The organism is Erwinia sp. AK-PDG3-5 (assembly GCF_056821705.1).
This window is the reverse complement of the sequence record NZ_CM165967.1, coordinates 1,382,636-1,408,757: the sequence shown is the minus strand read 5'-3', so window position 1 is coordinate 1,408,757 and position 26,122 is coordinate 1,382,636. Positions and strand designations below refer to the sequence as shown.

Sequence of the window (26,122 nt, the reverse complement as noted above, 5' to 3'; positions counted from 1 at the left end):
TTTCACTCGCCGTTCAGCGAGGCGTGACCAGCGGTAAATCCAGATGGTCGCGCAATGTGGTTCCCTGATAGCCCTGCCTGAAGGCACCGCGCTTTTGCAGTTCCGGGATGACCCGTTTAGCAAAGTTATTCAACGAGGCCGGCATATCGGCGGGCATCAGCACGAAACCGTCGCAGGCTTTGGCCTCTACCCAGGCAATCATCTCGCTGGCAATCTGTTCTGCCGTGCCGGCAATCACCTTAAATGAGGCGCTGGCCGCATAGGCTTTCGCCACTTCGGCCAGCGTTTTCCCCTCTTTCCTCGCCTGTGAAATCACGTACTCAAAGCGCCCTTTGCTGCCGCTGATTTTGTCGAAGATATCCGGAAATATGTCGTTTTCATCGTGCTGCGACAGATCGTAATTCATGCTGGCAGACATAAAGCTTAGCCCGGCTAACGGATTGACCAGTTCATCCAGCTGACGGCGCTTCTCTTCCGCCTCCTGCTGCGTTGCGCCCACAATCGGCATCAGTCCAGGCAGCACTTTACAGGCTTGCGGTGGACGACCAAAGGCGGCCATCTCCTGCTTAAACTGCTGATAAAATTGCTGCGCGCGCGCCATGTCGGGTTGAACGGTGAAAATCACCTCTGCCACCCGGGCGGCGACCTTCTTAAAATCCTCCGAGACGCCCGCCAGGATCTGCACCGGCCTGCCCTGCGGCGATGCGGCCACGGTCAGCGGCCCTTTGATATGGAAATGCTCGCCGTGAAAATCGGTATAGCTGACCTTTTCCGGATCCATATAAACGCCGCTTTCCTGGTCGGCCACCAGCGCTCCAGGCTGCCAGCTGGCAAGCAGTTGATGCACCGCATCGATAAACTCTCCCGCACGCTGATAACGCGCCTGGTGGCCTAAATGCTGCTGGCGGCTGAAATTGCGTGCTTCGCCATCATTGGTCGAGGTCACGGCGTTCCAGCCCATTCTGCCGGCGCTAAAATGATCGAGGGTGGCAATGGTGCGGGCGGTATGGAAAGGCTCGCCGTAGGTGGTCGATACGGTAGCGCCTAAGCCAATGCGATCGGTAAACAGACTCAATGCGGTCAGCAGCGCCATCGGCTCCGGGCGGGCATATCCCGGACGCGACTGAACGGTGCTGGCGATGTCGTTACCGTAAATATCATCGATCGACAGTTTGTCGGCGATAAATGCGAAATCAAATCCGGCCTGCTCCGCTTTTTTCACCAGCGTCAGCCAGGTCTCCAACTGCATCGGATCGTTATTTTGCGCCTCAGGATGCCGCCAGCCTCCGGCATGCAACCCGGTGTCGCTGAGATAAAGCGCCAGATGCATGCTATTTCCCCTGCGAAAGGCTGAGGTCAATAAAGGAAGCCGCCTTTAGCGGTGCCGGGATCAGGCCATTTTTCACGTAGAAATCGGCGGTATTCTGCTGCACCGCAACCACGTCCTGACTGTTGGTGTCGACGGAGTTCACTTCGCGCTTCACCTTTGCCAGCGCCACGTCCTGCGGGATCCTTAACAGCTTGCTGATGGAGGCCGCATAGGCGTCAGGATGCTGGATCCCCCAGGCGCGGGCGCGGCTCAACCGCTGCGTGAAGTCGGCCAGTTCGGCCTTCTTGCTGGCAATGGCGGCGTTGCTGGCCACCAGATAGTTGAGGGCCGGATAGTCTTTACCGTCCGCCAGGATCTGTGCGCCTGACTGATGCGTGGCAAATGACACGTAAGGTTCCCAGGTGGAAACCGCATCGACGCCGCCCTGATCCAGCACCAGCGTCGCTTCTGCTGGCGTGGTAAAGACAAAGCTGACCTGCTTAGGATCGACACCGGCTTTTTGCAGCGCCTGCAAAGCCAGGTTGTGCCCGGATGAACCTTTGACCGTCGCAATGCGTTTGCCAATCAGATCCTTCACGCTGTGAATCGGGCTCCCCTTTTTGACGATAATGGCGTTGCCGGCATAGCGCGTCGCCAGGATCCCTTTGGCATCGAGCCCAGCCGCCACGGCGAAGGTTAAGGGTGCATCTCCCACCGAACCGGCATCTATTGAACCTGCACGCATCGCTTCCAGCAACGGTGCGGCGTTAGCAAATTCATGCCAGTCCAGCGTATAAGGCGTGTTGTTTAACTCGCCGGAGGCTTCAAGGATCGCCCGCGCATTGCCCCGCTGGTCGCCAACGGAAAGCGTATTCGCAGCCAACACGGGCGCCGTGACCGCCGCGAGAAGTACAGCAAGTGCAGAAAGAGAAAGGGGTTTCATCTGGTGTCTCAATAAGGAGAAAACCCGAGACTAACACCGGCTTTTTTAGAACCTAAATGCATTTGTTGTGCATAATTTATGCAAAATGAACATAACGAGAGGCTCGCTCACCGTCGGTTGCCTGCGACTGAGCAATAGCTGTATTTGCGCAAAGCTTCGCAGATTAATGAATTTCACACTCCTGCCCATCAACTATACGGTTTTCTCTCTGCCGGCGTTTACCGGCCCTCACCTGGAGAGAACCTGATGAGCATTCAATTCCTCGGTATGATTGGCCATCGCCTGGCGTCCGAAATCATTCCTGCCAGCGGTCCGCTATTTAATAAACAGTACATTGCAGACTTTGCCCGTGCTCATGAGCAGGCCGGTTTCGATCGAGTGTTGGTCGGCTACTGGTCCGATCAACCCGATGGTTTTCTGGTCACTGCGCATGCCGCAGCCAACACCTCAACGTTAAAATTCCTGCTGGCCCACCGTCCGGGCTTTGTCTCGCCGACGCTGGCAGCCCGTAAACTCGCCACCCTCGATCAACTCACCGATGGCCGCCTGGCGGTGCATATCATCAGCGGCGGCAGCGATGTTGAACAACGCCGTGATGGCGATTTCCTTAACAAGACCCAGCGCTATGAGCGCACCGATGATTTCCTCAGCGTATTAAGGCAGAGCCTCACTTCCGACACGCCATACGATCACCAGGGCGAGCATTATCAGGTTGAGCAGGCGTTTTCGGCGGTTAAGCCACAGCAAAGCGCGCTGCCGATCTATTTCGGCGGCTCCTCGCCTGAAGCCATCAAAGTGGCAGGTCGTCATGCGGACGTGTTCGCCCTTTGGGGTGAACCGCTGGCCGGTGCCGCAGAAACCGTGCGGACGGTGCGTGCAGAAGCCGCCAGACAGGGCCGCCAGATTGGTTTCAATATCTCCTTCCGCCCGATTATTGCCGCCACGGAGAAAGAAGCCTGGGAAAAAGCCGAGCATATTCGCGACGTCGCCCGCAAAAAGCTGATTGAATCCGGCCATGATTTTGGCTTACCGAAGCCGCAAAGCGTTGGCGCGGCCCGCCTGATGGCCGCCGCCAATGAAGGGGAGCGCCTCGACAAATCCCTGTGGACCGGCATCGCTAAACTGGTTGGCGGCGGTTACAACTCCACCTCACTGGTCGGTACGCCAGACCAGGTCTCCGACGCGCTGCTGAAGTATTACGACCTCGGCATTGAAAGCGTGCTGATCCGCGGCTTCGATCCGTTGAACGATGCGCTGGATTACGGCCGTGAACTGATCCCGCTGACCAGAGAGAAAGTCGCAGCCCGCAAAGTGGCAAGGAGTGCCTGATGCGTTTTCCTTTTTTACTGGCAATCGTACTCTCGTCGCTCGCCACCTCAGCGCTGGCAGAGAAAGTCACCCTGCGGCTGGGCGATGTGAAAGGCGATCGCTTTATTTCGCTGCGCGAGTCCGGGCAGTTAATAGACCTGCCTTATGATTTGAAGCTCACCTCTTTCGATTCCGGCGCACCGGTGCAGGAAGCGCTGAACGCGGGCGCGTTGGACGTGGGCTTCACCGGCGATCTGCCGTTCTTATTTGTTTATGCCGCCGGCGCACCGGTAAAAGCGGTGGGTGCCTGGCAAAACAACCCTGACAGCATTGCCTTACTTACCCGCCCGGATTCGGGCATCCACAGCCTGAGCGATCTGAAGGGTAAGCAAATTGCCGTCAACCGGGGTGGCTGGGGCCACTATCTGCTGCTCGGTTTGCTGGACAGAGCCGGTCTGAAATCCTCTGACGTCACGCTACGCTTCCTTGGGCCGGTTGATGGACGCGCCGCGCTGGCCAGTCATTCTGTCGATGCCTGGGCCACCTGGGAACCTTACGTCTCTTCCGCTGTGGTGGTCGATCAGGATGTGTTAGTGCCACAGGGCGGCGGCAAAGGGATCCTGTCCGGTTACTCCTATGCCTTAGCCCGTGAAGAAGCGCTGAAAGATCCGGGCAAACGCAAGGCGATAGCCGACCTGCAAGCACGGCTGGCAAAAGCGCAAATCTGGGCGCAGCAGCATCCTGAGGCCTTCGCTAAGGCACTGTCGACCTCACTGGGCATGCCGGAAAACATTACCCAACGCTGGATTGCCAGTGCGCAGATCCGCCCGGTGGAATTCACGCCGAAGCTGGCGGATTCCCTGCAGCAATCCGCCGATTTTTTCTATAAAAATCATCTACTGCCGAAGTCGATTGATGTCCATCAGGCCTTCGATTACAGCCTCTCCAGCCAATCCAATCAGCTGGCCTTAAGCCAGGGGGCAAAACATGAGTGAGTTGAACAACGCTCGCCTGCGCGAGTTTGTCGGTAGCCTGGCCACGCTGGTGGATGAACAGCCGCAGGAAGCCGATCTGCTTCATCGCGGCAGCCAACTGCTGCATCAGCTGATCGCCCATGATGACTGGCTTCCCGAGGCGTTTGCCCAGCCGAATCCGGCCCGTTATCAGCAGTATTTGCTGCATGCCGATGCCCGCCAGCGGTTTTCCGTGGTCAGCTTTGTCTGGGGCGCCGGGCAATCAACGCCGGTGCATGACCATCGCGTCTGGGGATTGATTGGTATGCTGCGCGGCGCGGAAATTTCACAGAATTTCATCCGCGATGCGCGCGGTTTATTGCCGCACGGCGACCCGGTGCGCCTGGAACCCGGCACGGTTGAAGCGGTCTCGCCGCAGGTCGGCGATATTCACCGGGTCAGCAACGCCTTCAGCGATCGCACCTCCATCAGTATTCATATTTATGGCGGCAATATCGGTGCCGTTCAGCGCGCGGTTTACAGCGAAACCGGCGAAGAAAAACCGTTTATTTCCGGCTATAACAACGCGTATTTACCTAATATTTGGGATCTTTCACATGGCTGATCATCTACTCCATACCCGTAGTTTTCACGACATCCGCCAGGCGCTGCTTCAGCAGCAGGAGCTGGCGTTAATTGACCTGCGGGAAGAAGCGCAGTATGCCGAAGGCCATCCGCTGTTTGCGGTAAACATTCCGCTGTCAAAGCTGGAACTGGAAATCCTTAACCGGGTGCCGCGCTTTGCCACGCCGATTACCGTCTATGACAACGGCGAAGGGCTGGTGGCGCTGGCCATTGAGCGCCTGAAAGACTTTGGCTATGCCAATGTCGCCCTGCTGGAAGGCGACCTGCAAGGCTGGAAGGACGCAGGCGGTGAACTGTTTATCGATGTTAACTCACCAAGCAAAGCCTTTGGTGAGCTGGTCGAGAGTCGGGTGCACACTCCGTCGCTGCCCGCGGAAGACGTTCAGGCGTTATTAAACAGCGGTGAACCGGTGGTGGTGCTGGACAGCCGTCGATTCGATGAATACCAGACCATGAGCATTCCCGGCAGCATCAGCGTGCCGGGTGCAGAACTGGTGCTACGGGTGCAGGATTTGGTTCCTTCGCCAACCACAAAGGTTGTCGTTAACTGCGCAGGCAGAACCCGCAGCATTATCGGCACGCAGTCGCTGGTGAATGCAGGGATTACCAACCCGGTATTTGCGCTGCGAAATGGCACCATCGGCTGGACGCTGGCCGGACAACAGCTGGAGCATGGCCAGAGCCGACGCTTTGGTGAAAGCAGCGAGACAGCCAAAAGCCAGGCCGCGCAACGCGCCCGCCATGTCGCTGACCAGGCAGGCGTCAAGCGTCTGACGCGGGCGCAGCTGCAGCAATGGCAGCAGGATCACACCCGGACGCTGTATTTGTTTGATGTCCGCGATCCTGAAGAATATGCCGCCGGTCATTTGCCCGGTTCACGATCGGTGCCGGGCGGTCAGCTGGTACAGGAGACGGATCACACCGCCAGCGTGCGCGGCGCACGCATCGTGCTGGTTGATAACGACGGTGCACGCGCCAATATGAGTGCGTCCTGGCTGGCGCAGCTGGGCTGGGATGTGTCGGTACTGGATGGATTGGTTGAGCACGATTTCAGTGAGCAAGGCCATTGGGTGGCGAAAGTCCCTGCTCTGCCAGAACAGGAAGAGGTTTCACCCGCCGTGCTGGCGGACTGGCTGAATACGCCCGGTACCCAGGTATTGGACTTCACCACCAGCGCTAACTATGTTGCCAGCCATATTCCGGGCGCAGCATGGCTGCAGCGCGGTTTACTTACGCAGAAAGGCCTGCAGGCACTGCCCGCCGCCGATCGGTATGTGGTGACCTGTGGCAGCAGTTTGCTGGCACGCTATGCCGTGGAAGAGTTACAGCAGCTTAGCGGCAAGCCGGTCAGCGTGCTGACGGGCGGCAATGCGGCGTGGAGAGCGGCAGGTTTACCCGTAGAACAGGGTGAAACGCGGCTGTTACAGCCAAGAAGCGATCGCTATCGTCGCCCGTATGAAGGCACGGATAATTCCGCCGAGGCGATGCAGGCGTATTTAGACTGGGAGTTTGGGCTGATTGCGCAGTTAGATCGCGATGGAACGCACGGATTTAAGGTGCTTGAGCTGAAATAAAACGGATGCTGGGGGAGAGTGAAGCAAGAAAGGAATTGATTGGTGGAGATAAGCGGGATCGAACCGCTGACCTCTTGCATGCCATGCAAGCGCTCTCCCAGCTGAGCTATACCCCCACATCATTCAATCTGTTATCCGGTGCCACAAAATCTGCTGGTGAAGATTTGGTGGAGATAAGCGGGATCGAACCGCTGACCTCTTGCATGCCATGCAAGCGCTCTCCCAGCTGAGCTATACCCCCAAGCCGGATAACCTCGTCAGACAACCGGAGTCGTCTCAACGGCGGGGATAATATGAAACGGGGATGATGGTGTCAACGGCAAATTGCCAAACTCTGTCTAATCGCTGAAAAAGCCGCCAAGCCGCACCAATTACAGCTTGTTGAAGTACCGTTTATCCAGAGAGAACTGCCTATAACTGGCCAGTTGAAACGACAATATAGGGTAAAGAGTGCAATTTCATCCGGTTATTCCTGCCGACACAGTTTGACCGCGCCAATCTTGTAAACAACGCGTTAATTAGCGGTCTAATTGATCTTGTTTTTGTTAATTTCTCGTGCAAAACTGCCCGCGCTTTCGAAGGCCGGAGCCCTCTCAGCGCTGGATGCGCGCGTTTCCCGACGCGACGGAACCGGCCATTTCACCCTTAACTACACCAGAATCAGAGCTCCTATGTCCTTGCATTCACCTAAAGAAATCGCAGCGGTTGCTATTCAATCCGGCGTGGCGAAAAGCCATTCATCTGTTTCGACTTTATTGATCCTTGGCTTCCTGGCCGGTGCGTTTATTGCCCTTGGCTTCCTGCTGGATATCCACGTTATTAACTCCTTACCTGCAGACTGGGGCTCATTTGGCGGCCTGCTGGGCGCTGCGGTGTTCCCGGTGGGGATTATCATGACGGTTCTGGCCGGCGGTGAACTGCTGACCGGCAACATGATGACCATGCCCATTGCCTGGTTCGCGCGTCAGATCAGCGCTTACAGCGTGTTGCGTAACTGGTTCTGGGTCACCATCGCTAACTTTATTGGCAGCATCGCTATCGCCTGGTTCTTTGGTCATATGCTGGGCATGACCGAAGGCGACTACCTGAAGAAGACCGTTGCTATTGCCACCGCGAAAGTAAACGCTGACTTCACTCACGCCTTTATCTCTGGCGTCGGCTGTAACTGGCTGGTGTGCCTGGCGACCTGGCTGGCGTTTGCCAGTAAAGATGTGGTCGGCAAAATCTTTGGTATGTGGTTCCCGGTGATGGCCTTTGTGGCGATCGGCTTCCAGCACGTGGTGGCCAATATGTTCATCATTCCTGCGGCCATTTTTGCCGGTCAGTTAAGCTGGGCGGAATATCTGCCTAACTTTGCCGCCGTGTTCCTCGGTAATACCTTTGGCGGCGCGGTGTTCGTCGGCCTGGCCTATTATATGGCTTACCGTCCGCAGGCAGAATCAGCTAAAGCGCAGGGCTAGTCCCCTTTTCCCTCTGCCTGCGGGCAGGGGGAATTTCTTCTTTTCAATTGCGAACCGCCTCCCTTTTCAGCGCTTGCTGTTAGTTGTCCACGCAACAAAATCCTGTAATATGTTCGCGTTATCTCACGTCGCAAACAGGAATTGCATTATGAAAAAGGAATGGTTAACGCCAGAAGAGCTGGCCCGTGAAACAGGTTTCAGCCGTCAGACGATCAACAAATGGGTCAAGAAAGAGCAGTGGACAACCATGCCGAAAGCCGGTGTCCAGGGCGGTAAAGCACGGATGATCCAAATTGATGACCGCGTCAAATCGTATCTAAAATCCACGCGCCATGCGTCGGAACCCTCTGCCACTTACCGCGTTGCCCCCAACTCTCTACAATCTTTACTGATGACCTCATTGCAGCAAATGAATGCCGCCGAACAGGAAAGGCTTTACGCGTTGCTGTTACGCGAAGGCGTACAAGGTTTACTGAGCCGCCTCGACATCAGTGACGCTCAGGCATAAAAAAACCGGCCAGTTGGCCGGTTTTTATTTATTTGCAGATATCAGCTGAGATTACTGCTGAGCTTCGCGTTCTGCGATAAAGCTTAACGCCTGATTGATACGCGCCACTGCGCGCGTTTTGCCGATAGCGTGAACGGTGACATCCAGCGCAGGAGACTGCCCGGCACCCGTTACCGCCACACGAAGCGGCATGCCGACTTTGCCCATACCCACTTCCAGCTCATCAGCCGTGGCCTGAATGGCCTGGTGAACGTTTTCTGCCGTCCAGTCAGTTAATGCAGCCAGCTTGTCACGCACGACTTCCAGAGGCTGGCGAGCGACCGGACGCAGGTGTTTTTTCGCTGCATCCGCATCAAACTCCGCGAAGTCCTCATAGAAGTAACGGCATGACGCTGCCATCTCTTTTAGCGTCTTGCAGCGCTCACCCAGCAGTTTGACCAGCTGAGCCAGCTCTGGGCCGGTACGCGTATCAATATTTTCCTGCTCGATGTGCCATTGCAGATGCGTCGCCACATATTCAGGCGCCAGGGTATTGATGTAATGATGGTTCAGCCACTGCAGCTTTTCGGTGTTGAAGGCGCTGGCAGATTTGCTGACCGCGTCCAGCTCGAACAGCTCTTTCATCTCAGCAATGGAGAAGATTTCCTGATCGCCATGGGACCAGCCCAGACGCACCAGGTAGTTCAGCAGCGCTTCTGGCAGATAGCCATCATCGCGGTACTGCATTACGCCCACGGCACCGTGACGTTTGGACAGTTTTTTCCCGTCGTCGCCGAGGATCATCGACACGTGTGCATAAACCGGCACCTGCGCACCGATCGCTTTCAGGATGTTGATCTGACGCGGGGTGTTGTTGATATGGTCTTCGCCGCGTATCACGTGGGTAATTTCCATATCCCAGTCATCAATCACCACGCAGAAGTTATAGGTCGGTGCGCCGTCAGTACGACGGATGATCAGATCGTCCAGCTCCTGGTTGCTGAATTCGATCGGGCCACGGATCTGGTCATCAAAGATCACCGATCCTTCCTGCGGGTTACGGAAACGCACCACGCACGGCTCATCATCGGCATGATGTTCGTGGCTGTCGCGGCAGTGGCCGTCATAACGCGGCTTTTCATGATTCTCCATCTGCTTTTCGCGCAGCGCGTCGAGACGCTCTCTGGAGCAGTAGCATTTATAGGCTGTGCCGGCGTCGACCATCTGATCAATCACCGCGTTATAGCGGTCAAAACGTTTGGTCTGGTAATACGGGCCCTCGTCCCAGTCGAGGTTCAGCCAGTTCATGCCATCCATAATCGCGTCGATAGCCTGCTGGGTGGAGCGCTCCAGATCGGTATCTTCTATACGCAGCACAAACTCACCGTCCTGGTGACGGGCAAACAACCAGGAGTAAAGCGCGGTACGCGCGCCGCCAACGTGCAGATAGCCGGTTGGGCTGGGTGCGAAGCGGGTTTTGATTTTCATTAACAGCTGCCTTATTACGCTATCAGAGTCGCGCATTGCTGGAGGAGGTCTGTAAAGACCAACACAAAGTGGGCAACATTCTACCATCTGCAAACGAATCCTCAACGGCATTCCCCCGGTTGTTAGAGGCCTTTGGCGGAAAAGCCAGCGGCACCCCCCCATTTTTGGATAAAACCCCAACATCTTGATTAAATTTAAGACGAACGAACATTTTCGTTTTAAAAACCGTTGACTCATTTGCCGCGATCCCTATAATGCGACTCCACACAGCGGGGGTGATTAGCTCAGTTGGTAGAGCATCTCCTTTACACGGAGGGGGTCGGCGGTTCGAGCCCGTCATCACCCACCACTCTAAACGGTGGCTCCGCAGTGTTAAGCAGTACCGAAGTTCTCAGAGATGGGTGATTAGCTCAGTTGGTAGAGCATCTCCTTTACACGGAGGGGGTCGGCGGTTCGAGCCCGTCATCACCCACCATCTCTCAGCAGTTTCGTGAAGTACCGAAGTGGGTGATTAGCTCAGTTGGTAGAGCATCTCCTTTACACGGAGGGGGTCGGCGGTTCGAGCCCGTCATCACCCACCACTTCGGGTCGTTAGCTCAGTTGGTAGAGCAGTTGACTTTTAATCAATTGGTCGCAGGTTCGAATCCTGCACGACCCACCAATGTACGAAGGCGCCCTAAAGGCGCCTTTTTGCTATGTAAAAATCGTGAAGGATTTGAACCTGCAGCAGGTCGAGTCGAACGCAGTGAGACAGCGTTGCGACAGCAACGACCCGAAGGGCGAGGCGAAGCCGAGTCATCCTGCACGACCCACCAATGTACGAAGGCGCCCTAAAGGCGCCTTTTTGCTATGTAAAAATCGTGAAGGATTTGAACCTGCAGCAGGTCGAGTCGAACGAAGAGAGACAGCCACTCTTTTTCCTTTTCGATTTCTTAGCACTTCTTTTACGATTTTTCTCATCAAGTATCCCGCCACTCCTACCGATAACCGTATTGGTCTATTACACAGGAGAAAGCGATGACTACAATCAGTTCCAACTCCCTATCCTCTATTGGCTCTGGAAGTTCAGGCGGCGGGTCGGCCTCTCAGGTTGCCAGCCTCTACAAGCAAATCACCCAACTGCAGGCGCAGTTAAAAGATTTGGGTAGCGACACGACGCTGACGGATGAACAAAAGTCGGAACAGCAGCAGTTGATCGAAAACCAGATTCAGATGATTGAATCACAGATTGCTCAGGTTGAGCAGCAGCAGGCTGAGAAAGCGCAGGAAAAGCAGAGCAGCGCGAAAAATGACACTGCCAACAGCATTTCCAAAGCGGCAGATGGCGTAAACCGTCCTACTGCCACCAACACGCTGAACGTCTATATCTAAAACGCCGGAGTTTTCTTGCGTTGTTGCGTCAGCAGGAGTGCCTGCTGACGTACTTCCTGCCAGATGGCCTCGGCTGCGGGCGTAAGCGAGCGGTTTTTACGGCGCACCAGCACAATGGTGCGGTTAATCTCCGGTACCATACGCCTGACCAGCAACGGCCTGCCTTCAGGCAACGGCAATGCCAGCGCCGGAAGAATACTGATGCCAATTCCCGCTTCCACCATCGGATAGAGCGTGGCGGGATGACCGATCTCCTGCACGATCTCCGCCTGCACCTGCTGGACGCGTAATGCCTCGTCGATAAGAACCCGACTGCCGGAGGCATAATCCTGCAGCACCAGCTGCCGCTGGTTAAGCATCTGCCAGTGAATAGTTTGCTGAGCCGCCAACGGATCGTCCTTACGGCACAACAGCAAAAAAGGTTCATCGAGGATCGCTTCCGTTTCGAAATCCTCTTCCGGCAGCGGCCCGACAACGATACCGAAGTCCACTTCCGCATTGCGAATGCTTTGCAGCACCCATTGCTGAGGACGATCGCGCAGCATCACTTTGATATCAGGAAAATGCTCCGTGCTGGCGGCAAGGCACTGCGGCATTAAATGCGCGGCGATGGTCTGGCTGGCTGCCACCCGCACCGTACCGCTTCTCTGCTGCCCGTAGCTGCGCACATCCAGCAAGGTGGTATTCAGCTCTTCCAGTAGCCGCTCAAGCCGGCTGGAGAGCTGTTCTCCGGCTTCGGTCAGCAACACTTCCCGCGTGGTACGATCCAGCAAACGGATGCCCATCTCCCCTTCCAGCTCTTTAATGCTGTGGCTGACCGCCGACTGGCTCAGTCCGATCAGCTGCCCGGCCTGGCTGAAACTGCCTTGCTGGGCCACGGCGACAAACACACGAAGTTGACGCAGGGTATAATTCATCTGTTTTATTCATATATGTATTCAATAAATCAATTTTATTTCTAAAACCGCCCGGCGCACAATAGCCCCCATCATTTTTTAACCAGGCATTAACAATGGGCATCTTCCGTATCGATCCACTGATGTTGAAACTGATTATTACCGTGCTGCTGGCAACCTTCCTGCCCGCGCGTGGGCATTTTGTGGAATTCTTTGAATACCTGACCACGGCGGCGATTGCGCTGTTGTTCTTTATGCACGGCGCCAAGCTGTCTAAAGAAAAAATCATTGCCGGTGGCAGCCATTGGCGTCTGCATCTGTGGGTGATGTGCAGCACCTTCGTGCTGTTCCCGATCCTCGGCCTGCTGTTCGTCTGGTGGCACCCGCTGCCGGTAAGCGCGGAAATCTATACCGGCTTCCTCTACCTGTGCATTCTGCCGGCCACCGTCCAGTCAGCCATTGCCCTGACCTCTCTGGCAGGCGGCAACGTCGCCGCGGCGGTGTGTAGCGCCTCGGCGTCCAGCCTGCTGGGCGTATTTATCTCGCCGATGTTGGTGGGCCTGGTGATGAACGTGCACAGCGATGCGGCCGGCGGCAGTTTTGAGCAGATCGGTAAGATTATGCTGCAGCTATTAGTGCCGTTCGTGGTGGGTCACCTTTCACGCCGCTGGATTGCGGGCTGGGTGGAGAGAAACCGTGGGCTGATTGGTAAAACCGACCAGGCGTCGATTCTGCTGGTGGTCTATTCCGCGTTCAGTGAAGCGGTGGTAAACGGCATCTGGCACCGCGTGGGCGCATCTACGCTGCTGTATATCGTTGCAGGTAGCCTGGGGATCCTGTTTGTTGCGCTGGTGATCAACCTGCTGGTCGCGCGTCTGTTCCGCTTTAATCGCGCAGATGAAATCACCATCCTGTTCTGCGGCTCGAAAAAGAGCCTGGCGAACGGTGTACCAATGGCCAACATTCTGTTCCCGTCAGCCTCGGTGGGCATCATCGTGCTGCCACTGATGATTTTCCATCAGGTGCAGCTGATGGTCTGCTCGATGCTGGCGCAGCGCTATAAAAAAGCTGGCGAGAAGCTGGCGGCTAAGCAGCAGATGGAAGCAAAACCCGCCGTGGTTGAATCACAAAAGTAATGCAGACCGGGCTGGTGATCACCCGCGCTTCAGCGGTTTCACCAGCCCATCAAGCCCTTCGATTTTTATCGCGAGAGTGAGCTGCAACAGCTCACCCAGATGACCCGCCGGAAATTCGCCCTTTCGTTCAAACCACAACAGATACTCTTCCGGTAAATCAATCAGCGCCCTGCCCTTATATTTACCAAAAGGCATGATGCTGTTGGCGATTTCAATCAAATGCTCTTTTTCCATCTCACTCTCCCAGTAAACGGATCATCTCAGCTTCATCAATCACGTCGATACCCAATTCCTGAGCCTTGGCCAGCTTGGAGCCTGCCGCTTCGCCGGCAATCACCAGATCCGTTTTCTTCGATACGCTGCCGCTGACCTTGGCGCCTAACGCCGTCAGGCGGTCTTTGGCTTCATCGCGCGACAGAATCGTCAGTGAACCGGTCAGTACCACGGTTTTTCCGGCAAACGGACTTTCGATCTCTGCGGCATTGACCACTTCAACGGCCGGCCAGTTGATACCCGCTTCTTCCACCAGCTGACGGATAACCTCGCGGTTGCTCTCTTCATCCATAAAGTTACGCAGATGGCTGGCCACCACGGTGCCGACATCCTGTACCGCGATCAGCGCGTCCAGATCGGCGGCCATGATCTTCTCCAGCGAGCCAAAGTGCGCGGCAAGGTTCGCGGCTGTCGCTTCACCCACTTCGCTGATGCCAAGGGAATAAAGGAAACGCGCCAGCGTGGTGGTCTTCGCCTTCTCCAGCGAGTTAACCACGTTTTGCGCTGACTTTGGTCCCATCCGATCCAGCCCGGTGAGTTTGCCTGCGGTAAGCCTGAACAGATCGGCTGGCGTATGGACGTATTCCTTCTCCACCAGCTGATCGATAATCTTGTCGCCCATACCATCAACATCCAGCGCGCGGCGGGAAACGAAATGCTTCAGAGCCCCTTTGCGCTGAGCACCGCAGATCAGGCCGCCGGTACAGCGTGCCACCACTTCGCCCTCGACGCGCTCGACATCGGAGCCACAGACCGGGCAATGGGTTGGGAATACCACTTCGCGCGCATCGTCCGGGCGCTCTGACTCAATCACCCCGACCACCTGCGGGATAACGTCACCGGCGCGACGGATAATCACCCGGTCGCCGATACGCAGCCCAAGACGCTCGATTTCATCGGCGTTATGCAGCGTGGCGTTGCTGACAATCACGCCAGCCACCTGCACCGGCTCCAGTCGGGCTACCGGGGTGATAGCGCCCGTCCGGCCCACCTGAAACTCGACATCACGCACGGTGGTCATCTGCTCCTGCGCCGGGAATTTGAACGCCACCGCCCAACGCGGGGCTCTGGCGACAAACCCTAACTGCTCCTGCAGATCCTGTGAATCCACCTTGATAACCACACCATCAATATCAAAGCCTAAGGTCGGGCGATCCTGCTCAACCTGACGATAGAAGGCCAAAACTTCCTCGGCAGTATGGCAAAGCTTGATGCGGTCGCTGACCGGCAAGCCCCAGGCCTTAAACTGCTGCAAACGCGCCATATGGCTGCGCGGCATCTCGCCGCCTTCCAGCAGGCCAAAGCCGTAACAGAAGAAGGTCAGCGGGCGTTTGGCGGTGATGCGGGGATCAAGCTGGCGCAGCGAGCCTGCGGCGGCATTACGTGGATTGGCGAAAACTTTGTTACCTGTCCGGCGCGCTTCATTATTTAACGCTTCAAATCCTGCCAGGGGCATAAAGACTTCGCCACGGACTTCCACCCGCGACGGGATATTTTCGCCGTGCAAACGCAGGGGAATGGCGCGGATAGTACGCACGTTGGCGGTAATGTTCTCGCCGGTTGTGCCGTCGCCACGCGTCGCTGCGCGCACCAGCAGGCCATCTTCATACAGCAGGCTGACCGCCAGTCCATCCAGCTTGAGCTCGCAGCAGAAGGTGATGTCATCGGTATTCTTTAACCGATCCTGCACCCGCTTATAGAAAGCCAGATAGCTCTCTTCATCAAAGGCGTTATCCAGCGACAGCATCGGCACTTCGTGACGCACCTGCTCAAAAGCGCCCAGCGGTGCCGCGCCAACGCGTTGAGTCGGCGAATCGGCGGTGACCAGTTCAGGATGTGCCTGTTCCAGCTCGCGCAGTTCGCGCATCAGCCGATCGTATTCCGCATCGGGAACTTCAGGATCGTCCATCACGTGATACTGATATTCGTGATGGCGGAGAGTGGTTTGCAGCGCGGTGATTTTGTCTTGTACGGATTCCATAGCGGCACCATAGCGATAAAAAACCCCCGACTGGCGGGGGTTTTGGAAAAACGGGAAGTCAGGCGGTTGCCTTACTGCTCAGTGAGTCAGGCGTTGGCCTCGATCACATCACGAATACGGTTTTTATAGGTTTCCAGCTTCTGCGGCGTCATCATGCGGCGCTCATCATCCAGCACCACACCGCCAACATCATCGGCGATACGCTGGGCAGATTGCAGCATTAGCTTGAAGTTCTGATTCGCATCGCCATAAGAAGGCACCATCATAAAGATGGAAATGCCCGGCGTGGTAAAATCACCCATATCGTCCGGATTAAACGAACCCGGTTTCACCATGTTCGCCAGGCTGAACAGCACAGGGCCGCTTCCGGCCGGGCTCAAGTGACGGTGGAAAATGTTCATCTCACCAAACTGGAAGCCAGCCTGCAGCACGCCCTGTAACAGCGCTTCGCCGTTCAGCGTGCCGCCAGCGTGGGCGCCGACATGCAGAACCAGCACGGTTTCCTTCGCGCGCTCCTGCTTCGGTGCCGCGGCAGGCGCTTCTGGCTCTGCGGCGACCGGTTCAGCCTTAACCTCGGCAACCGGAGCACGGATCGCGACGTCTGGCTTAACGGCAGGCTGCGGCTGATGAACAGGCGGCTGCTGACGAACAGGCTCCGGCTCATCGTCGTAATCAGGTTCAGGCGCATGCGGCAGCTCGCCACCGAACAGCGGATCGAGTTCCGGCTGCTCGTCAATCTGCGGCTGGTGACGTACCGGTTCAGGCTGGGCACGAACGGGACGCGGTGGCGCTTGATCAGTGCCAAATGCGGCTGGAGGGACGACATCATCGTCTTCATCATCAGCTCGCGACCGTTTCACCCGCACTTCACCCACGCCATCATCGACGTCGTCAAATGTCTCTTCTCTTTCCTGTTTTAAACGCTTGTGAGGGCGATCGCGAAAAACGGATGAGCGCTCTTTACGGCTGGTCCAGAGGCCGTGCAGTAAAAGCGCTATTATGGCGATCGCGCCAACAACGATTAATATCAGACGCAAATCCTGCATCATTGTATTCTCTGTTGTTCCAATACCTTGCCACCGCGGCAAACTTTATCCTCTAACTGTATTTGCCCTGGTTAACAAGTGCAAGTCCGTGCAGTATTTTCTGACAAATAAGCGTGCATCAACACGGTTTTTTGCTGTTTTTTCGTTCAAAAGCGCACTGGTCAGCGCAAATAGCTGAGTTATGCTAGCGTTGCAACACCGTCTGTAAGGAGAAAATCAGACCATGGCCCCGACAAATACCCCACCTTCTGTTAATGGCATTCACTATTTTTCGCAGGGCTGGAAGTTGATCCGCTTGCCGGGCATCCGCCGCTTTGTGATTGTGCCATTGGCGATCAACGTCCTGCTGATGGGCGGTGCTTTTATCTGGCTGTTCTGGCAACTTGGCCAGTGGCTCCCGGCCCTGATGGCTAAAGTTCCCGACTGGCTACAATGGCTGAGCTATTTGCTCTGGCCGCTGACCGTTATTTCAATCGTGCTGGTGTTCAGTTATTTCTTCTCCACCATTGCCAACTGGATAGCCGCGCCGTTCTGTGGCCTGTTGGCCGAGCAGCTTGAAGCCAGATTAACGGGCAAGCCGCTGCCAGACAGTGGCTGGGCCGGTCTGGTGAAAGACCTTCCGCGCATAATGAAACGCGAATGGCAAAAGCTCGCCTACTACCTGCCCCGCGCGATTGTGCTGTTGATCCTTTACTTGGTGCCGGGCTTTGGCCAGACCGTTGCGCCGGTGCTGTGGTTCCTGTTTAGCGCCTGGATGCTGTCAATTCAGTACTGTGACTATCCGTTCGATAACCATAAAGTCAGCTTCCAGCAGATGCGCATGGCATTGCGGCAAAACAAAACCGACAACATGCAGTTTGGCGCGCTGGTCAGCCTGTTCACCATGGTCCCTATTCTGAATTTAGCGATCGTGCCGGTGGCGGTTTGTGGCGCGACGGCGATGTGGGTTGACCGCTATCGCACGACGCTCGGGCGGGTGGCTTAGGGCCTTATGCCATTTCCATTGCCCTTATTTCTGCATAACATATATATATACGATTTCTTCACTTCCTTGAGAAACTGAAGCGGGTATGCTTTCTGCGTTCCCAATTTTTCATACAGTTAAGGACGGGCTATGAGTAAGATTTATGAAGACAACTCTTTAACAATCGGTCATACACCGTTGGTTCGTCTGAACCGCATCGGTAACGGTCGCATTCTGGTAAAAGTGGAATCCCGTAACCCGAGCTTCAGCATAAAATGCCGTATCGGTGCCAATATGATTTGGGACGCAGAGAAACGTGGCATTCTGAAGCCAGGTGTTGAACTGGTTGAACCAACCAGCGGTAACACCGGTATCGCACTGGCCTATGTTGCCGCTGCGCGCGGTTACAAGCTGACGCTGACCATGCCGGAAACAATGAGCGTTGAGCGCCGCAAGCTGCTTAAAGCGCTGGGTGCCAACCTGATCCTGACCGAAGGCGCAAAAGGCATGAAAGGTGCTATTGCCAAAGCGGAAGAAGTGGTTGCCAGCAATCCGGACAAATTCGTGCTGTTGCAGCAGTTCAGCAACCCAGCCAACCCAGAAATTCACGAAAAAACCACCGGTCCTGAAATCTGGGAAGACACCGATGGCAACGTGGATGTGTTTATCGCTGGGGTCGGTACCGGCGGAACGCTGACCGGCGTTAGCCGTTATCTGAAAAATACCAAAGGCAAAAAGGATTTGATTACCGTTGCAGTAGAGCCAACGGATTCTCCGGTTATCGCTCAGGCGTTAGCAGGCGAAGAGATCAAGCCTGGCCCACACAAAATCCAGGGTATCGGTGCCGGGTTTATCCCAGGCAACCTTGACCTGAACCTGATTGACCGCGTGGTGGCGATCACCAACGAAGAATCCATTTCTACTGCCCGTCGTCTTATGGAAGAAGAAGGGATCCTGGCCGGCATCTCTTCCGGTGCGGCGGTTGCTGCAGCACTGAAGTTGCAGGAAGAAGAAGCCTTCGCCAATAAGACCATCGTGGTGATTCTGCCGTCCTCCGGCGAACGCTATTTGAGTACTGCACTGTTTGCCGATCTCTTCACCGAGAAAGAATTGCAGCAGTAACGCTGTAGCAGGCGGATTTGTCTAAAAAAGCACCCAAACGGGTGCTTTTTTGTGGAGCACATCAAAGTTTTGCCATCCTGCAGATTGCTTTTACCCGTCAGTGTCTGGTATCTAAGCTGCCATTATTTCGATCCACAAAATTAATCGTCGCGTGAGATGGATCAAGCTGAATCGATTTACTGGTTTGGCGCTACGGCACAATTCGCGGCATAATGGGAACAGGTTAGTGATGGCGCGTAACAGGTTTTACTCCGCCTCCACCCTACCCTTAAACAGCGCATTTTTTGGCGCGTCTTCGTACGCAGGCCAGCGCGACACATCCAGGCTAAAGTCCGGTCACCAGGCTAGACTTTAGGTCGATAACATCAAACAAAATAAGTTGGGGAAAAAGCATGTTCCAGCAAGAAGTTACCATCACCGCACCTAACGGCCTTCATACCCGCCCTGCTGCACAGTTCGTGAAAGAAGCGAAAGCTTTTGCATCAGACATCACCGTGACCTCTAACGGCAAATCAGCCAGCGCGAAAAGCCTGTTCAAGCTGCAGACTCTGGGCCTGACTCAGGGAACCGTGGTGATGCTGTCTGCTGAAGGTGAAGACGAGCAGAAAGCGGTTGAGCATCTGGTCAAGCTGATGGCAGAGCTCGAATAAGCGCCTCTTCTCACGCTGAGCCAGTAAAATTAGTGCAAACATATTGATCGCGGACAGCATGTCCGCGTTGTTGCTTTCGTAGAGTACGTTTCTGTGCAAACCGGGAGCAGCCAGCGTGTTACGCTGTCGCCTACATAGAGGCTGGCTCGCTGAGGTGATTGACCCACAGATTTTGGGTTGTTCGCCCCAGGTGATTACTAGTAATTAAAAAGGTAGGGTTATGATTTCAGGTATTTTAGCATCACCGGGTATCGCTTTTGGCAAAGCGCTTCTGCTGAAAGAAGATGAGATAGTCATCAACCGGAAAAAAATTGCTGCCGACCAGGTTGAGCAAGAAGTTCAGCGTTTTCTCGACGGTCGCACCAAGGCTGCAAGCCAGCTGGAAGCGATCCGCATCAAAGCCGGCGAATCGCTGGGTGAAGAGAAAGCGGCCATCTTCGAAGGGCATATCATGCTGCTGGAAGATGAAGAGCTGGAACAGGAAATCATAGCCCTGATTAAAGACGATCTGTCTTCTGCCGACTCGGCTGCTCACTCTGTGATTGAAGGTCAGGCGAAAGCGTTAGAAGAGCTGGATGATGAATACCTGAAAGAGCGTGCGGCAGACGTGCGCGACATCGGTAAGCGTCTCTTGCAGAACATTCTGGGTCTGCACATCGTCGATCTCAGCGCCATTGCTGATGAAGTGCTGCTGGTTGCCAAGGATCTGACGCCGTCAGAGACCGCACAGCTGAACCTCGACAAGGTGCTGGGCTTTATTACCGATCTGGGTGGCCGTACCTCGCACACCTCGATTATGGCGCGTTCCCTTGAGATCCCTGCCATCGTCGGTACCGGCAATGTCACCACTCAGGTGAAGAACGACGACTATCTGATTCTGGACGGCGTAAACAACCAGATTTACGTCAATCCAACCGCAGAAAAAATTGAAGAGCTGAAGGCGATTCACGCGCAGTACGTGGGCGAGAAAAACGACCTGGCGAAGCTGAAAGATCTGCCGGCGATTACGCTTGATGGCCATCAGGTTGAAGTCTGTGCCAATATCGGTACCGTGCGCGATGTCGCCGGCGCTGAGCGTAACGGCGCAGAAGGTGTCGGCCTGTACCGCACCGAATTCCTGTTTATGGACCGTGACTCCCTGCCTACCGAAGAAGAGCAGTTCCAGGCCTACAAAGCCGTGGCTGAAGCGATGGGCTCGCAGGCAGTGATCGTGCGCACTATGGACATCGGCGGCGACAAAGATCTGCCGTACATGAACCTGCCAAAAGAAGACAACCCATTCCTCGGCTGGCGCGCTATCCGTATCGCGATGGACCGTCCGGAAATCCTGCATGCTCAGCTGCGCGCTATCCTGCGTGCTTCCGCTTTCGGCAAGCTGCGCATCATGTTCCCGATGATCATTTCGGTCGAAGAAGTTCGCACCCTAAAAGGCGAGCTGGAAACGCTGAAAGCGCAGCTGCGCGAAGAAGGCAAAGCCTTTGATGAGACCATTGAAGTAGGCATTATGGTGGAAACACCGGCTTCAGCGGCAATTGCGCATCATCTGGCTAAAGAAGTCGATTTCTTCAGTATCGGGACCAACGACCTGACACAGTACACGCTGGCAGTTGACCGTGGTAACGATCTGATCTCGCATCTGTACAACCCGATGACCCCTTCCGTACTGACACTTATCAAGCAAGTTATTGATGCGTCTCATGCTGAAGGCAAATGGACAGGGATGTGTGGTGAGCTGGCTGGCGATGAACGTGCTACACTGTTGTTATTGGGAATGGGGCTGGACGAATTCAGCATGAGTGCCATTTCTATCCCACGCATCAAGAAAATTATTCGTAATACGAATTTTGAAGATGCGAAGGCATTAGCAGAGCAGGCTATGGCTCAACCGACTGCGGATGAGTTGATGAACCTGGTTAACAAGTTCATTGAAGAAAAAACACTCTGCTAAGATGTGTAGACGCTGGCCCAATATTACTGCTTAGGAGAAGATCATGGGTTTGTTTTCAAAACTTTTTGGCGATAAGTCAGATACCGCATCTGGAGCCATTGAGATCGTAGCGCCGCTGTCTGGTGAAATCGTCAATATCGAAGACGTACCGGACGTAGTGTTTGCGGAGAAAATTGTTGGCGACGGTATCGCTATCAAACCTACTGGCAATAAAATGGTTGCGCCGGTTGATGGCACCATCGGTAAAATTTTCGAAACCAATCATGCATTTTCCATCGAGTCAGACAACGGCATCGAGCTGTTCGTCCACTTCGGAATTGATACGGTTGAACTGAAGGGTGAAGGCTTTAAGCGCATCGCTGAAGAAGGCCAGAAAGTGAAAAAAGGCGACGTCGTTATCGAGTTCGACCTGGCACTTTTGGAAGAAAAAGCGAAATCAACGCTGACGCCGGTCGTCATCTCCAACATGGATGAGATCAAAGAGCTGGTTAAACTGACAGGTTCTGTGGTCGTGGGTGAAACACCTGTGATCCGTATCCGTAAGTAATCGGTTTTGCGTCTGAAACAGAGCCCCCTGAGCAGTCAGGGGGCTTTTTTTATGGCTGTTTGCCGCGTCGGATGGGGAACGAAGAGCGAAATATCTCGCTGACCTCAGGATGCTGCCAGCTTCGCGGTTGCGTCAGTCTCGTCTTTCAGAGAGCGTCAGCGCCTGGCGCAGGCTCAGGGAATCTGGCGAGGTGTCATTCAGATCCAGCTGCTGCTCCAGCTCATTAAGATGGGCAATCATAATCGCCTGCGCGCGGGCCAGATCGCCCTCTTTCAGCGCGGTAACAATTGCACTGTGCTCGTCGCACTGGCAGGAAGGAATATCGTTACGCTGGTAAAGTGCCACAATCAGCGAGCTGCGCACCATCAGGTTGGCGAGAATTTCACTGAGCACCTGATTGCCGCTGACTTTGCCTAATAACAGATGAAACTGGCTCAGCTCGCGGACAATTTCCCGGCGGTCATCAAGCTTAGTGGCATTCATTTCCGCTTGCTGCTGGGCTTCCAGCTCAGCCAGATGGGCAGCCATATTTTCAGGCGTGATGCAGGCAATGATGGCGCTTTCGATGGCGCGGCGGGCGGTGAAAATTTCGCGGGCTTCACGGGCTTCTGGCTGCGCGACCATCGCGCCACGGTTGGGCTCAATGGTGACGATATGCTGCAGCGCCATGCGTTGCAGGGCCGACTGGACGTGGTTGCGATTGGCATCCAGCACGTCCACAATTTGCGCTTCCACCAGTCGCGTTCCCGGCTTCAAACGATGCTGAGCGATGGCAATGGACAACGCGTCAACGATCCGCTGGACTTCCTGTTGCTTGCTGGTCGCAACTTTACTCATCCCTTACCTCATGAACGTGATTGCTAACGATTTAAGCCGACAATCATAGCACCGTGCGGCACAATTAAACCACCCAGTGTGGCAAACGTAACGTAAGTTCCAGTCCGCCATTCTTGCCGTTGACTGCGCTGACCTCGCCCTGATGGGCCAGCAGCACTTTGCGTACGATCGACAGCCCCAGTCCGTAGCCTTTTCCCGACAGCGGCGAATTCACCCGCACAAAGGGATCGAAGATGCTGGAGAGCTTATCGGCATCCACGCCCGGTCCCTGATCGATCACGCTGATATTCAGCCAGCCCTGCTCCTGACGCAGATTGATCACCACCCGTTGTCCCTGCAATGAGTAGCGAAGGGCGTTACGTACCACGTTGTCCACCGCCGAACGGATCAGCTTGGCATCCCCTTTAACGGTGTAGTCGCCGCTCTTGTCGGCAAACAGCAGGATTTCCACGCCAGGGATTTGCGCTTCATAGCGGGCATCGTTTGCCACCGCTTCCAACAGTCCCAGTAAATCAAAGTACTGCTCGTCGGGCATGGCCTCATGTTCAGCCCGGGAGAGGGTCAGCAGTTCGCCAATCATCTTATCCAGACGACGCGCCTCTTCATCGATGCGATCCAGCGACTGGCCAACGGATTCCGGCGTCTGGCGGGCCAGTCCGGTAGCGAGCTGCAGGCGTGCCAGCGGAGAGCGTAATTCATGGGAGACATCATGCAGCAGCTCTTCGCGCGCCTTCACCAGCACCGAAAGGCGCTCAACCATTGCATCGAAATCCTGCGCCACCACCGACAGCTCATCATAACGACGGCGCATCACCGGGAACAGGCGCACCGAAAGATCGCCTTTGGAGACACGGTCAAACCCGGCGCGCAGCTGACGCATCGGTCGGGCCAGGTTCCACGCCAGCAACAGGCTGAACAGTAAACCGCCTCCCCCGGCCATAAACAACATCGGCTCAGGAATATTGAGGAAGCTGCGGCGCGGGCCGCCCATATTGCTGTCTTCGCGCAGGCCCTGCACATCGTAGCGCAACTGATACTGCTGGCCGTCGGCACCGGTCACCCACTCGATCACTTCTTTAGGAAACTCACCCGGGCGCAGGTCACGATTCAAATCACCGCGCGGAATTTCCTGCGGCGGCTTTTGCATCACCTGTACCGAAAAGAAACGGCGGTCGCTGTCAGACCAGTCGGCCATCATATCATTCAGCGCGTCCATGCCGCCGCGTTGCAGGACCGACACCGCAGAGGTCATCTGCAGATTAACGATGCGGCGGGCAGCGAGGCTTTCCGGCGGCTCATGGTGCTTACCGTAAAATGAAAAGCTCAGCCACAGAAACTGACTCATGATCAAAAAGGTCAGCCAGAAGCCCAGCAAAATTTTCCAGAATAACAGCCCGCGAAACCCTGCTTTCATCGGATACGGTAGCCAATGCTGCGCACGGTTTCGATGTTAATCGTCTCGTTAGTTAAGGCGGCCAGCTTCTGACGAATATTGCTGATATGCACGTCCACGCTGCGATCGTAGGCTTCGCGCGGGCGTCCCAGTCCTTTCTCAGACAGCTCGTCCTTGGAAACCACGCGGTCTGGGGAACGCAGCAGCAGATCGAGCAAATTGAATTCAGAGGCCGTTAAATCAAATGCCTGTTTTTTCCATTCGCTGATGCGCGTGGCCGGATTCAACGTCAGATCGCCCCAGGTGGCCAGCTCTTTGCTTTCGACAATCACCGGCTGCTCTTCGACGCGGCGCAGCACGGCGCGCAGTCGGGCGACCAGCTCGCGCGGGTAGCACGGTTTAGGCACGTAGTCATCGGCACCCATTTCCAGGCCAATCACCCGGTCAATGTTGTCGCCTTTGGCGGTCAGCATGATCACCGGCAGGCGGCAGTTCTGCCGGACCTGGCGCAACACATCAATACCGCTCATATCGGGCAGCATAATATCGAGGATCATCGCGTTGTACTCGCCTGACATCGCCCCTTCCACGCCCGCTTTGCCGGTTAGCACCAGCGAAGCGTCGAAGCCTTCAGCAATCAGGTACTGGCTGAGCATGGTGCCCAGCTCGAGGTCGTCGTCGACCAGTAAAATTTTCATAAAACATCTCTCAGTGAGTCAGCCGCTATATTCACCTGTCGGTGACTTAATAGCAGCAGGTTTTACCTAATCCTTACAGTGTATCAGCAGGAACGAAAGGCGTTGGCCGAAGTGCGAAAGATAAGCTGTTGAAAGCGCGGGCCGAAGGGGATCGGCCCGGCGGAAAAGGGGGGAATTTACCGCAGGTTTTAGTAAACGCCGGTAGAGAGATAACGGTCGCCGCGATCGCACACTATCGCCACCACGATACTGCCCGGCTGCTCCTCCGCAATGCGCAGTGCGCCGGCAACCGCACCGCCGGAACTGACGCCGCAGAAAATGCCTTCACGGCGGGCCAGCAGACGCATGGTTTGCTCCGCTTCGGCCTGCGCCATATCGATCACCCGGTCCACCAACTCCGGCCGGTAAATACCCGGCAAATAGGCCTCGGGCCAGCGGCGGATACCGGGAATGCTGCTGCCTTCAGCGGGCTGCAAACCGACGATTTGCACGCTGGCGCTCTGCTCTTTCAGATAGCGACCCACGCCGGTAATGGTGCCGGTGGTGCCCATGCTGGAGACGAAATGGCTTAATCGTCCGGCAGACTGCTGCCAGATTTCCGGTGCGGTAGTGGTGTAATGTCCCAGCGGATTGTCCGGGTTGTTGAACTGGTCGAGAACCTTGCCCTCGCCTCTGGCCTCCATCTCCTTCGCCAGGTCACGAGCGCCTTCCATCCCGAGAGTCTTGCTGACCAGAATCAGCTCGGCACCGTAGGCCTGCATCGCCATCTGGCGTTCCACGCTCATGTTCTCGGGCATCAACAGCTTCAGCGCATAGCCTTTCATCGCCGCGATCATCGCCAGCGCAATTCCGGTGTTGCCACTGGTGGCCTCGATCAGCATATCGCCCGGTTCGATCTCACCGCGAAGTTCTGCCTGATGGATCATCGAAAATGCGGCACGATCCTTTACCGAACCTGCGGGATTATTGCCTTCCAGCTTCAGCCAGATTTCGCTGCCGTTGGCGGGCGTCATGCGCTGAAGCTTGATCAGGGGCGTGTTGCCGATGGTATTTTCTAGTGTGGTCACTGTGCGATTCCTGGAAGGAGCCAGAA

The 26,122-nt window shown here is 55.6% G+C and carries 24 protein-coding genes, 6 tRNA genes and 1 other RNA gene; 18 read left to right on the top strand and 13 right to left on the bottom strand.

Annotation, left to right across the window (positions count from 1 at the left end; translation table 11 throughout):
- Nucleotides 1-13: 13 nt before the first annotated feature.
- On the bottom strand, nt 14-1,330 hold the full coding sequence (locus AC1UKS_RS06450; protein ID WP_482436147.1) for an LLM class flavin-dependent oxidoreductase: 1,317 nt from the start codon (nt 1,328-1,330) through the stop codon (nt 14-16).
- 1 nt (nt 1,331) lies between these two features.
- The gene (locus tag AC1UKS_RS06445; RefSeq protein ID WP_265911188.1) at nt 1,332-2,252 is read right to left on the bottom strand and encodes an ABC transporter substrate-binding protein; all 921 of its coding nucleotides are present in this window, start codon (nt 2,250-2,252) and stop codon (nt 1,332-1,334) included.
- A 246-nt stretch (nt 2,253-2,498) separates the two neighbouring features.
- Between AC1UKS_RS06445 and AC1UKS_RS06440 the strand changes: the two genes are divergently transcribed.
- The 4 genes from AC1UKS_RS06440 to AC1UKS_RS06425 are packed head-to-tail and all read left to right on the top strand — an operon-like array spanning nt 2,499 to nt 6,732.
- Nucleotides 2,499-3,581, top strand: a complete 1,083-nt coding sequence (locus AC1UKS_RS06440; RefSeq protein WP_482436146.1) for an LLM class flavin-dependent oxidoreductase — start codon at nt 2,499-2,501, stop codon at nt 3,579-3,581.
- Nucleotides 3,581-4,555: an ABC transporter substrate-binding protein gene (locus tag AC1UKS_RS06435; protein WP_482436145.1), complete on the top strand. Its 975-nt coding sequence runs from the start codon at nt 3,581-3,583 to the stop codon at nt 4,553-4,555. Before AC1UKS_RS06440 ends, AC1UKS_RS06435 begins: the two co-directional genes overlap by 1 nt.
- Nucleotides 4,548-5,138 (top strand): cysteine dioxygenase family protein, encoded by a 591-nt coding sequence (locus tag AC1UKS_RS06430; RefSeq protein WP_482436144.1) that lies wholly within the window; start codon nt 4,548-4,550, stop codon nt 5,136-5,138. Before AC1UKS_RS06435 ends, AC1UKS_RS06430 begins: the two co-directional genes overlap by 8 nt.
- Nucleotides 5,131-6,732 (top strand): rhodanese homology domain-containing protein, encoded by a 1,602-nt coding sequence (locus tag AC1UKS_RS06425; protein WP_482436143.1) that lies wholly within the window; start codon nt 5,131-5,133, stop codon nt 6,730-6,732. The genes AC1UKS_RS06430 and AC1UKS_RS06425 overlap by 8 nt, the downstream gene beginning before the upstream one ends.
- A gap of 40 nt (nt 6,733-6,772) precedes the next feature.
- Here AC1UKS_RS06425 and AC1UKS_RS06420 read toward each other — a convergent pair.
- Nucleotides 6,773-6,848, bottom strand: a tRNA-Ala gene (locus tag AC1UKS_RS06420).
- Nucleotides 6,849-6,897: 49 nt separating this feature from the next.
- A tRNA-Ala gene (locus AC1UKS_RS06415) sits at nt 6,898-6,973 on the bottom strand.
- A gap of 430 nt (nt 6,974-7,403) precedes the next feature.
- Here AC1UKS_RS06415 and AC1UKS_RS06410 point away from each other — a divergent pair.
- Both AC1UKS_RS06410 and AC1UKS_RS06405 read left to right on the top strand, forming a co-directional pair.
- Nucleotides 7,404-8,192, top strand: coding sequence for a formate/nitrite transporter family protein (locus tag AC1UKS_RS06410; RefSeq protein WP_013203279.1), 789 nt, complete (start codon nt 7,404-7,406; stop codon nt 8,190-8,192).
- Nucleotides 8,193-8,340: 148 nt separating this feature from the next.
- Nucleotides 8,341-8,700 carry a YfeC-like transcriptional regulator gene (locus AC1UKS_RS06405; RefSeq protein WP_265911193.1) on the top strand — a complete coding sequence of 120 codons (360 nt, stop codon included), beginning with the start codon at nt 8,341-8,343 and terminating at the stop codon, nt 8,698-8,700.
- Between the two features lie 51 nt (nt 8,701-8,751).
- On the opposite strand, the gene gltX is transcribed toward AC1UKS_RS06405, so the two are convergent.
- A complete protein-coding gene (gene gltX, locus AC1UKS_RS06400) occupies nt 8,752-10,167 on the bottom strand; it encodes a glutamate--tRNA ligase (RefSeq protein WP_482436142.1) in 1,416 nt (471 codons plus the stop codon).
- Nucleotides 10,168-10,440: 273 nt separating this feature from the next.
- Between gltX and AC1UKS_RS06395 the strand changes: the two genes are divergently transcribed.
- The 6 genes from AC1UKS_RS06395 (at nt 10,441) to AC1UKS_RS06370 (ending at nt 11,538) form a co-directional block, all read left to right on the top strand.
- Nucleotides 10,441-10,516: transfer RNA gene (locus tag AC1UKS_RS06395), tRNA-Val, on the top strand.
- 50 nt (nt 10,517-10,566) lie between these two features.
- Nucleotides 10,567-10,642: transfer RNA gene (locus AC1UKS_RS06390), tRNA-Val, on the top strand.
- A 30-nt stretch (nt 10,643-10,672) separates the two neighbouring features.
- A tRNA-Val gene (locus AC1UKS_RS06385) sits at nt 10,673-10,748 on the top strand.
- Nucleotides 10,749-10,752: 4 nt separating this feature from the next.
- Nucleotides 10,753-10,828, top strand: a tRNA-Lys gene (locus tag AC1UKS_RS06380).
- A 31-nt stretch (nt 10,829-10,859) separates the two neighbouring features.
- A non-coding RNA gene (locus AC1UKS_RS06375) (RtT sRNA) lies at nt 10,860-10,982 on the top strand.
- Nucleotides 10,983-11,184: 202 nt separating this feature from the next.
- On the top strand, nt 11,185-11,538 hold the full coding sequence (locus AC1UKS_RS06370; protein ID WP_482436141.1) for a FlxA-like family protein: 354 nt from the start codon (nt 11,185-11,187) through the stop codon (nt 11,536-11,538).
- Here the strand turns inward: AC1UKS_RS06370 and AC1UKS_RS06365 are convergent.
- Nucleotides 11,535-12,455: a LysR family transcriptional regulator gene (locus tag AC1UKS_RS06365; RefSeq protein ID WP_053144426.1), complete on the bottom strand. Its 921-nt coding sequence runs from the start codon at nt 12,453-12,455 to the stop codon at nt 11,535-11,537. The two genes, AC1UKS_RS06370 and AC1UKS_RS06365, sit on opposite strands and share 4 nt — an antisense overlap.
- Nucleotides 12,456-12,550: 95 nt before the next feature.
- Here AC1UKS_RS06365 and AC1UKS_RS06360 point away from each other — a divergent pair, with 95 nt between their 5' ends.
- Nucleotides 12,551-13,570, top strand: a complete 1,020-nt coding sequence (locus AC1UKS_RS06360) for a bile acid:sodium symporter family protein (RefSeq protein WP_106381734.1) — start codon at nt 12,551-12,553, stop codon at nt 13,568-13,570.
- 18 nt (nt 13,571-13,588) lie between these two features.
- Here the strand turns inward: AC1UKS_RS06360 and AC1UKS_RS06355 are convergent, their stop codons facing one another.
- The 3 genes from AC1UKS_RS06355 to zipA form a co-directional block, all read right to left on the bottom strand.
- Nucleotides 13,589-13,804 (bottom strand): DUF3820 family protein, encoded by a 216-nt coding sequence (locus AC1UKS_RS06355; protein WP_053144430.1) that lies wholly within the window; start codon nt 13,802-13,804, stop codon nt 13,589-13,591.
- Between the two features lies 1 nt (nt 13,805).
- Entirely contained in the window at nt 13,806-15,824 is a 2,019-nt protein-coding gene (gene ligA / locus AC1UKS_RS06350; RefSeq protein WP_482436140.1) for an NAD-dependent DNA ligase LigA, read from the bottom strand.
- A gap of 86 nt (nt 15,825-15,910) precedes the next feature.
- A complete protein-coding gene (gene zipA / locus AC1UKS_RS06345; protein ID WP_265911197.1) occupies nt 15,911-16,873 on the bottom strand; it encodes a cell division protein ZipA in 963 nt (320 codons plus the stop codon).
- A gap of 220 nt (nt 16,874-17,093) precedes the next feature.
- Here zipA and cysZ point away from each other — a divergent pair, with 220 nt between their 5' ends.
- The 5 genes from cysZ to crr all read left to right on the top strand — a co-directional run bounded on the left by cysZ (nt 17,094) and on the right by crr (nt 22,101).
- Nucleotides 17,094-17,855 carry a sulfate transporter CysZ gene (gene cysZ, locus AC1UKS_RS06340; RefSeq protein WP_482436139.1) on the top strand — a complete coding sequence of 254 codons (762 nt, stop codon included), beginning with the start codon at nt 17,094-17,096 and terminating at the stop codon, nt 17,853-17,855.
- A 129-nt stretch (nt 17,856-17,984) separates the two neighbouring features.
- Nucleotides 17,985-18,956 carry a cysteine synthase A gene (gene cysK, locus AC1UKS_RS06335; RefSeq protein WP_013203289.1) on the top strand — a complete coding sequence of 324 codons (972 nt, stop codon included), beginning with the start codon at nt 17,985-17,987 and terminating at the stop codon, nt 18,954-18,956.
- A gap of 392 nt (nt 18,957-19,348) precedes the next feature.
- On the top strand, nt 19,349-19,606 hold the full coding sequence (gene ptsH / locus AC1UKS_RS06330; RefSeq protein WP_013203290.1) for a phosphocarrier protein Hpr: 258 nt from the start codon (nt 19,349-19,351) through the stop codon (nt 19,604-19,606).
- 220 nt (nt 19,607-19,826) lie between these two features.
- Nucleotides 19,827-21,554, top strand: coding sequence for a phosphoenolpyruvate-protein phosphotransferase PtsI (ptsI, locus tag AC1UKS_RS06325; RefSeq protein WP_482436138.1), 1,728 nt, complete (start codon nt 19,827-19,829; stop codon nt 21,552-21,554).
- 43 nt (nt 21,555-21,597) lie between these two features.
- The gene (gene crr, locus AC1UKS_RS06320) at nt 21,598-22,101 is read left to right on the top strand and encodes a PTS glucose transporter subunit IIA (RefSeq protein ID WP_053144436.1); all 504 of its coding nucleotides are present in this window, start codon (nt 21,598-21,600) and stop codon (nt 22,099-22,101) included.
- Nucleotides 22,102-22,233: 132 nt separating this feature from the next.
- Here the strand turns inward: crr and AC1UKS_RS06315 are convergent, their stop codons facing one another.
- The 4 genes from AC1UKS_RS06315 to cysM form a co-directional block, all read right to left on the bottom strand.
- Entirely contained in the window at nt 22,234-22,938 is a 705-nt protein-coding gene (locus AC1UKS_RS06315) for a GntR family transcriptional regulator (RefSeq protein WP_482436137.1), read from the bottom strand.
- 64 nt (nt 22,939-23,002) lie between these two features.
- Complete coding sequence (locus AC1UKS_RS06310) at nt 23,003-24,352, bottom strand: ATP-binding protein (protein WP_482436136.1); 1,350 nt, start codon at nt 24,350-24,352, stop codon at nt 23,003-23,005.
- Nucleotides 24,349-25,029 carry a response regulator transcription factor gene (locus AC1UKS_RS06305; protein WP_265911202.1) on the bottom strand — a complete coding sequence of 227 codons (681 nt, stop codon included), beginning with the start codon at nt 25,027-25,029 and terminating at the stop codon, nt 24,349-24,351. Before AC1UKS_RS06305 ends, AC1UKS_RS06310 begins: the two co-directional genes overlap by 4 nt.
- A gap of 188 nt (nt 25,030-25,217) precedes the next feature.
- Nucleotides 25,218-26,096 carry a cysteine synthase CysM gene (gene cysM / locus AC1UKS_RS06300; RefSeq protein ID WP_482436135.1) on the bottom strand — a complete coding sequence of 293 codons (879 nt, stop codon included), beginning with the start codon at nt 26,094-26,096 and terminating at the stop codon, nt 25,218-25,220.
- Nucleotides 26,097-26,122: the final 26 nt, after the last annotated feature.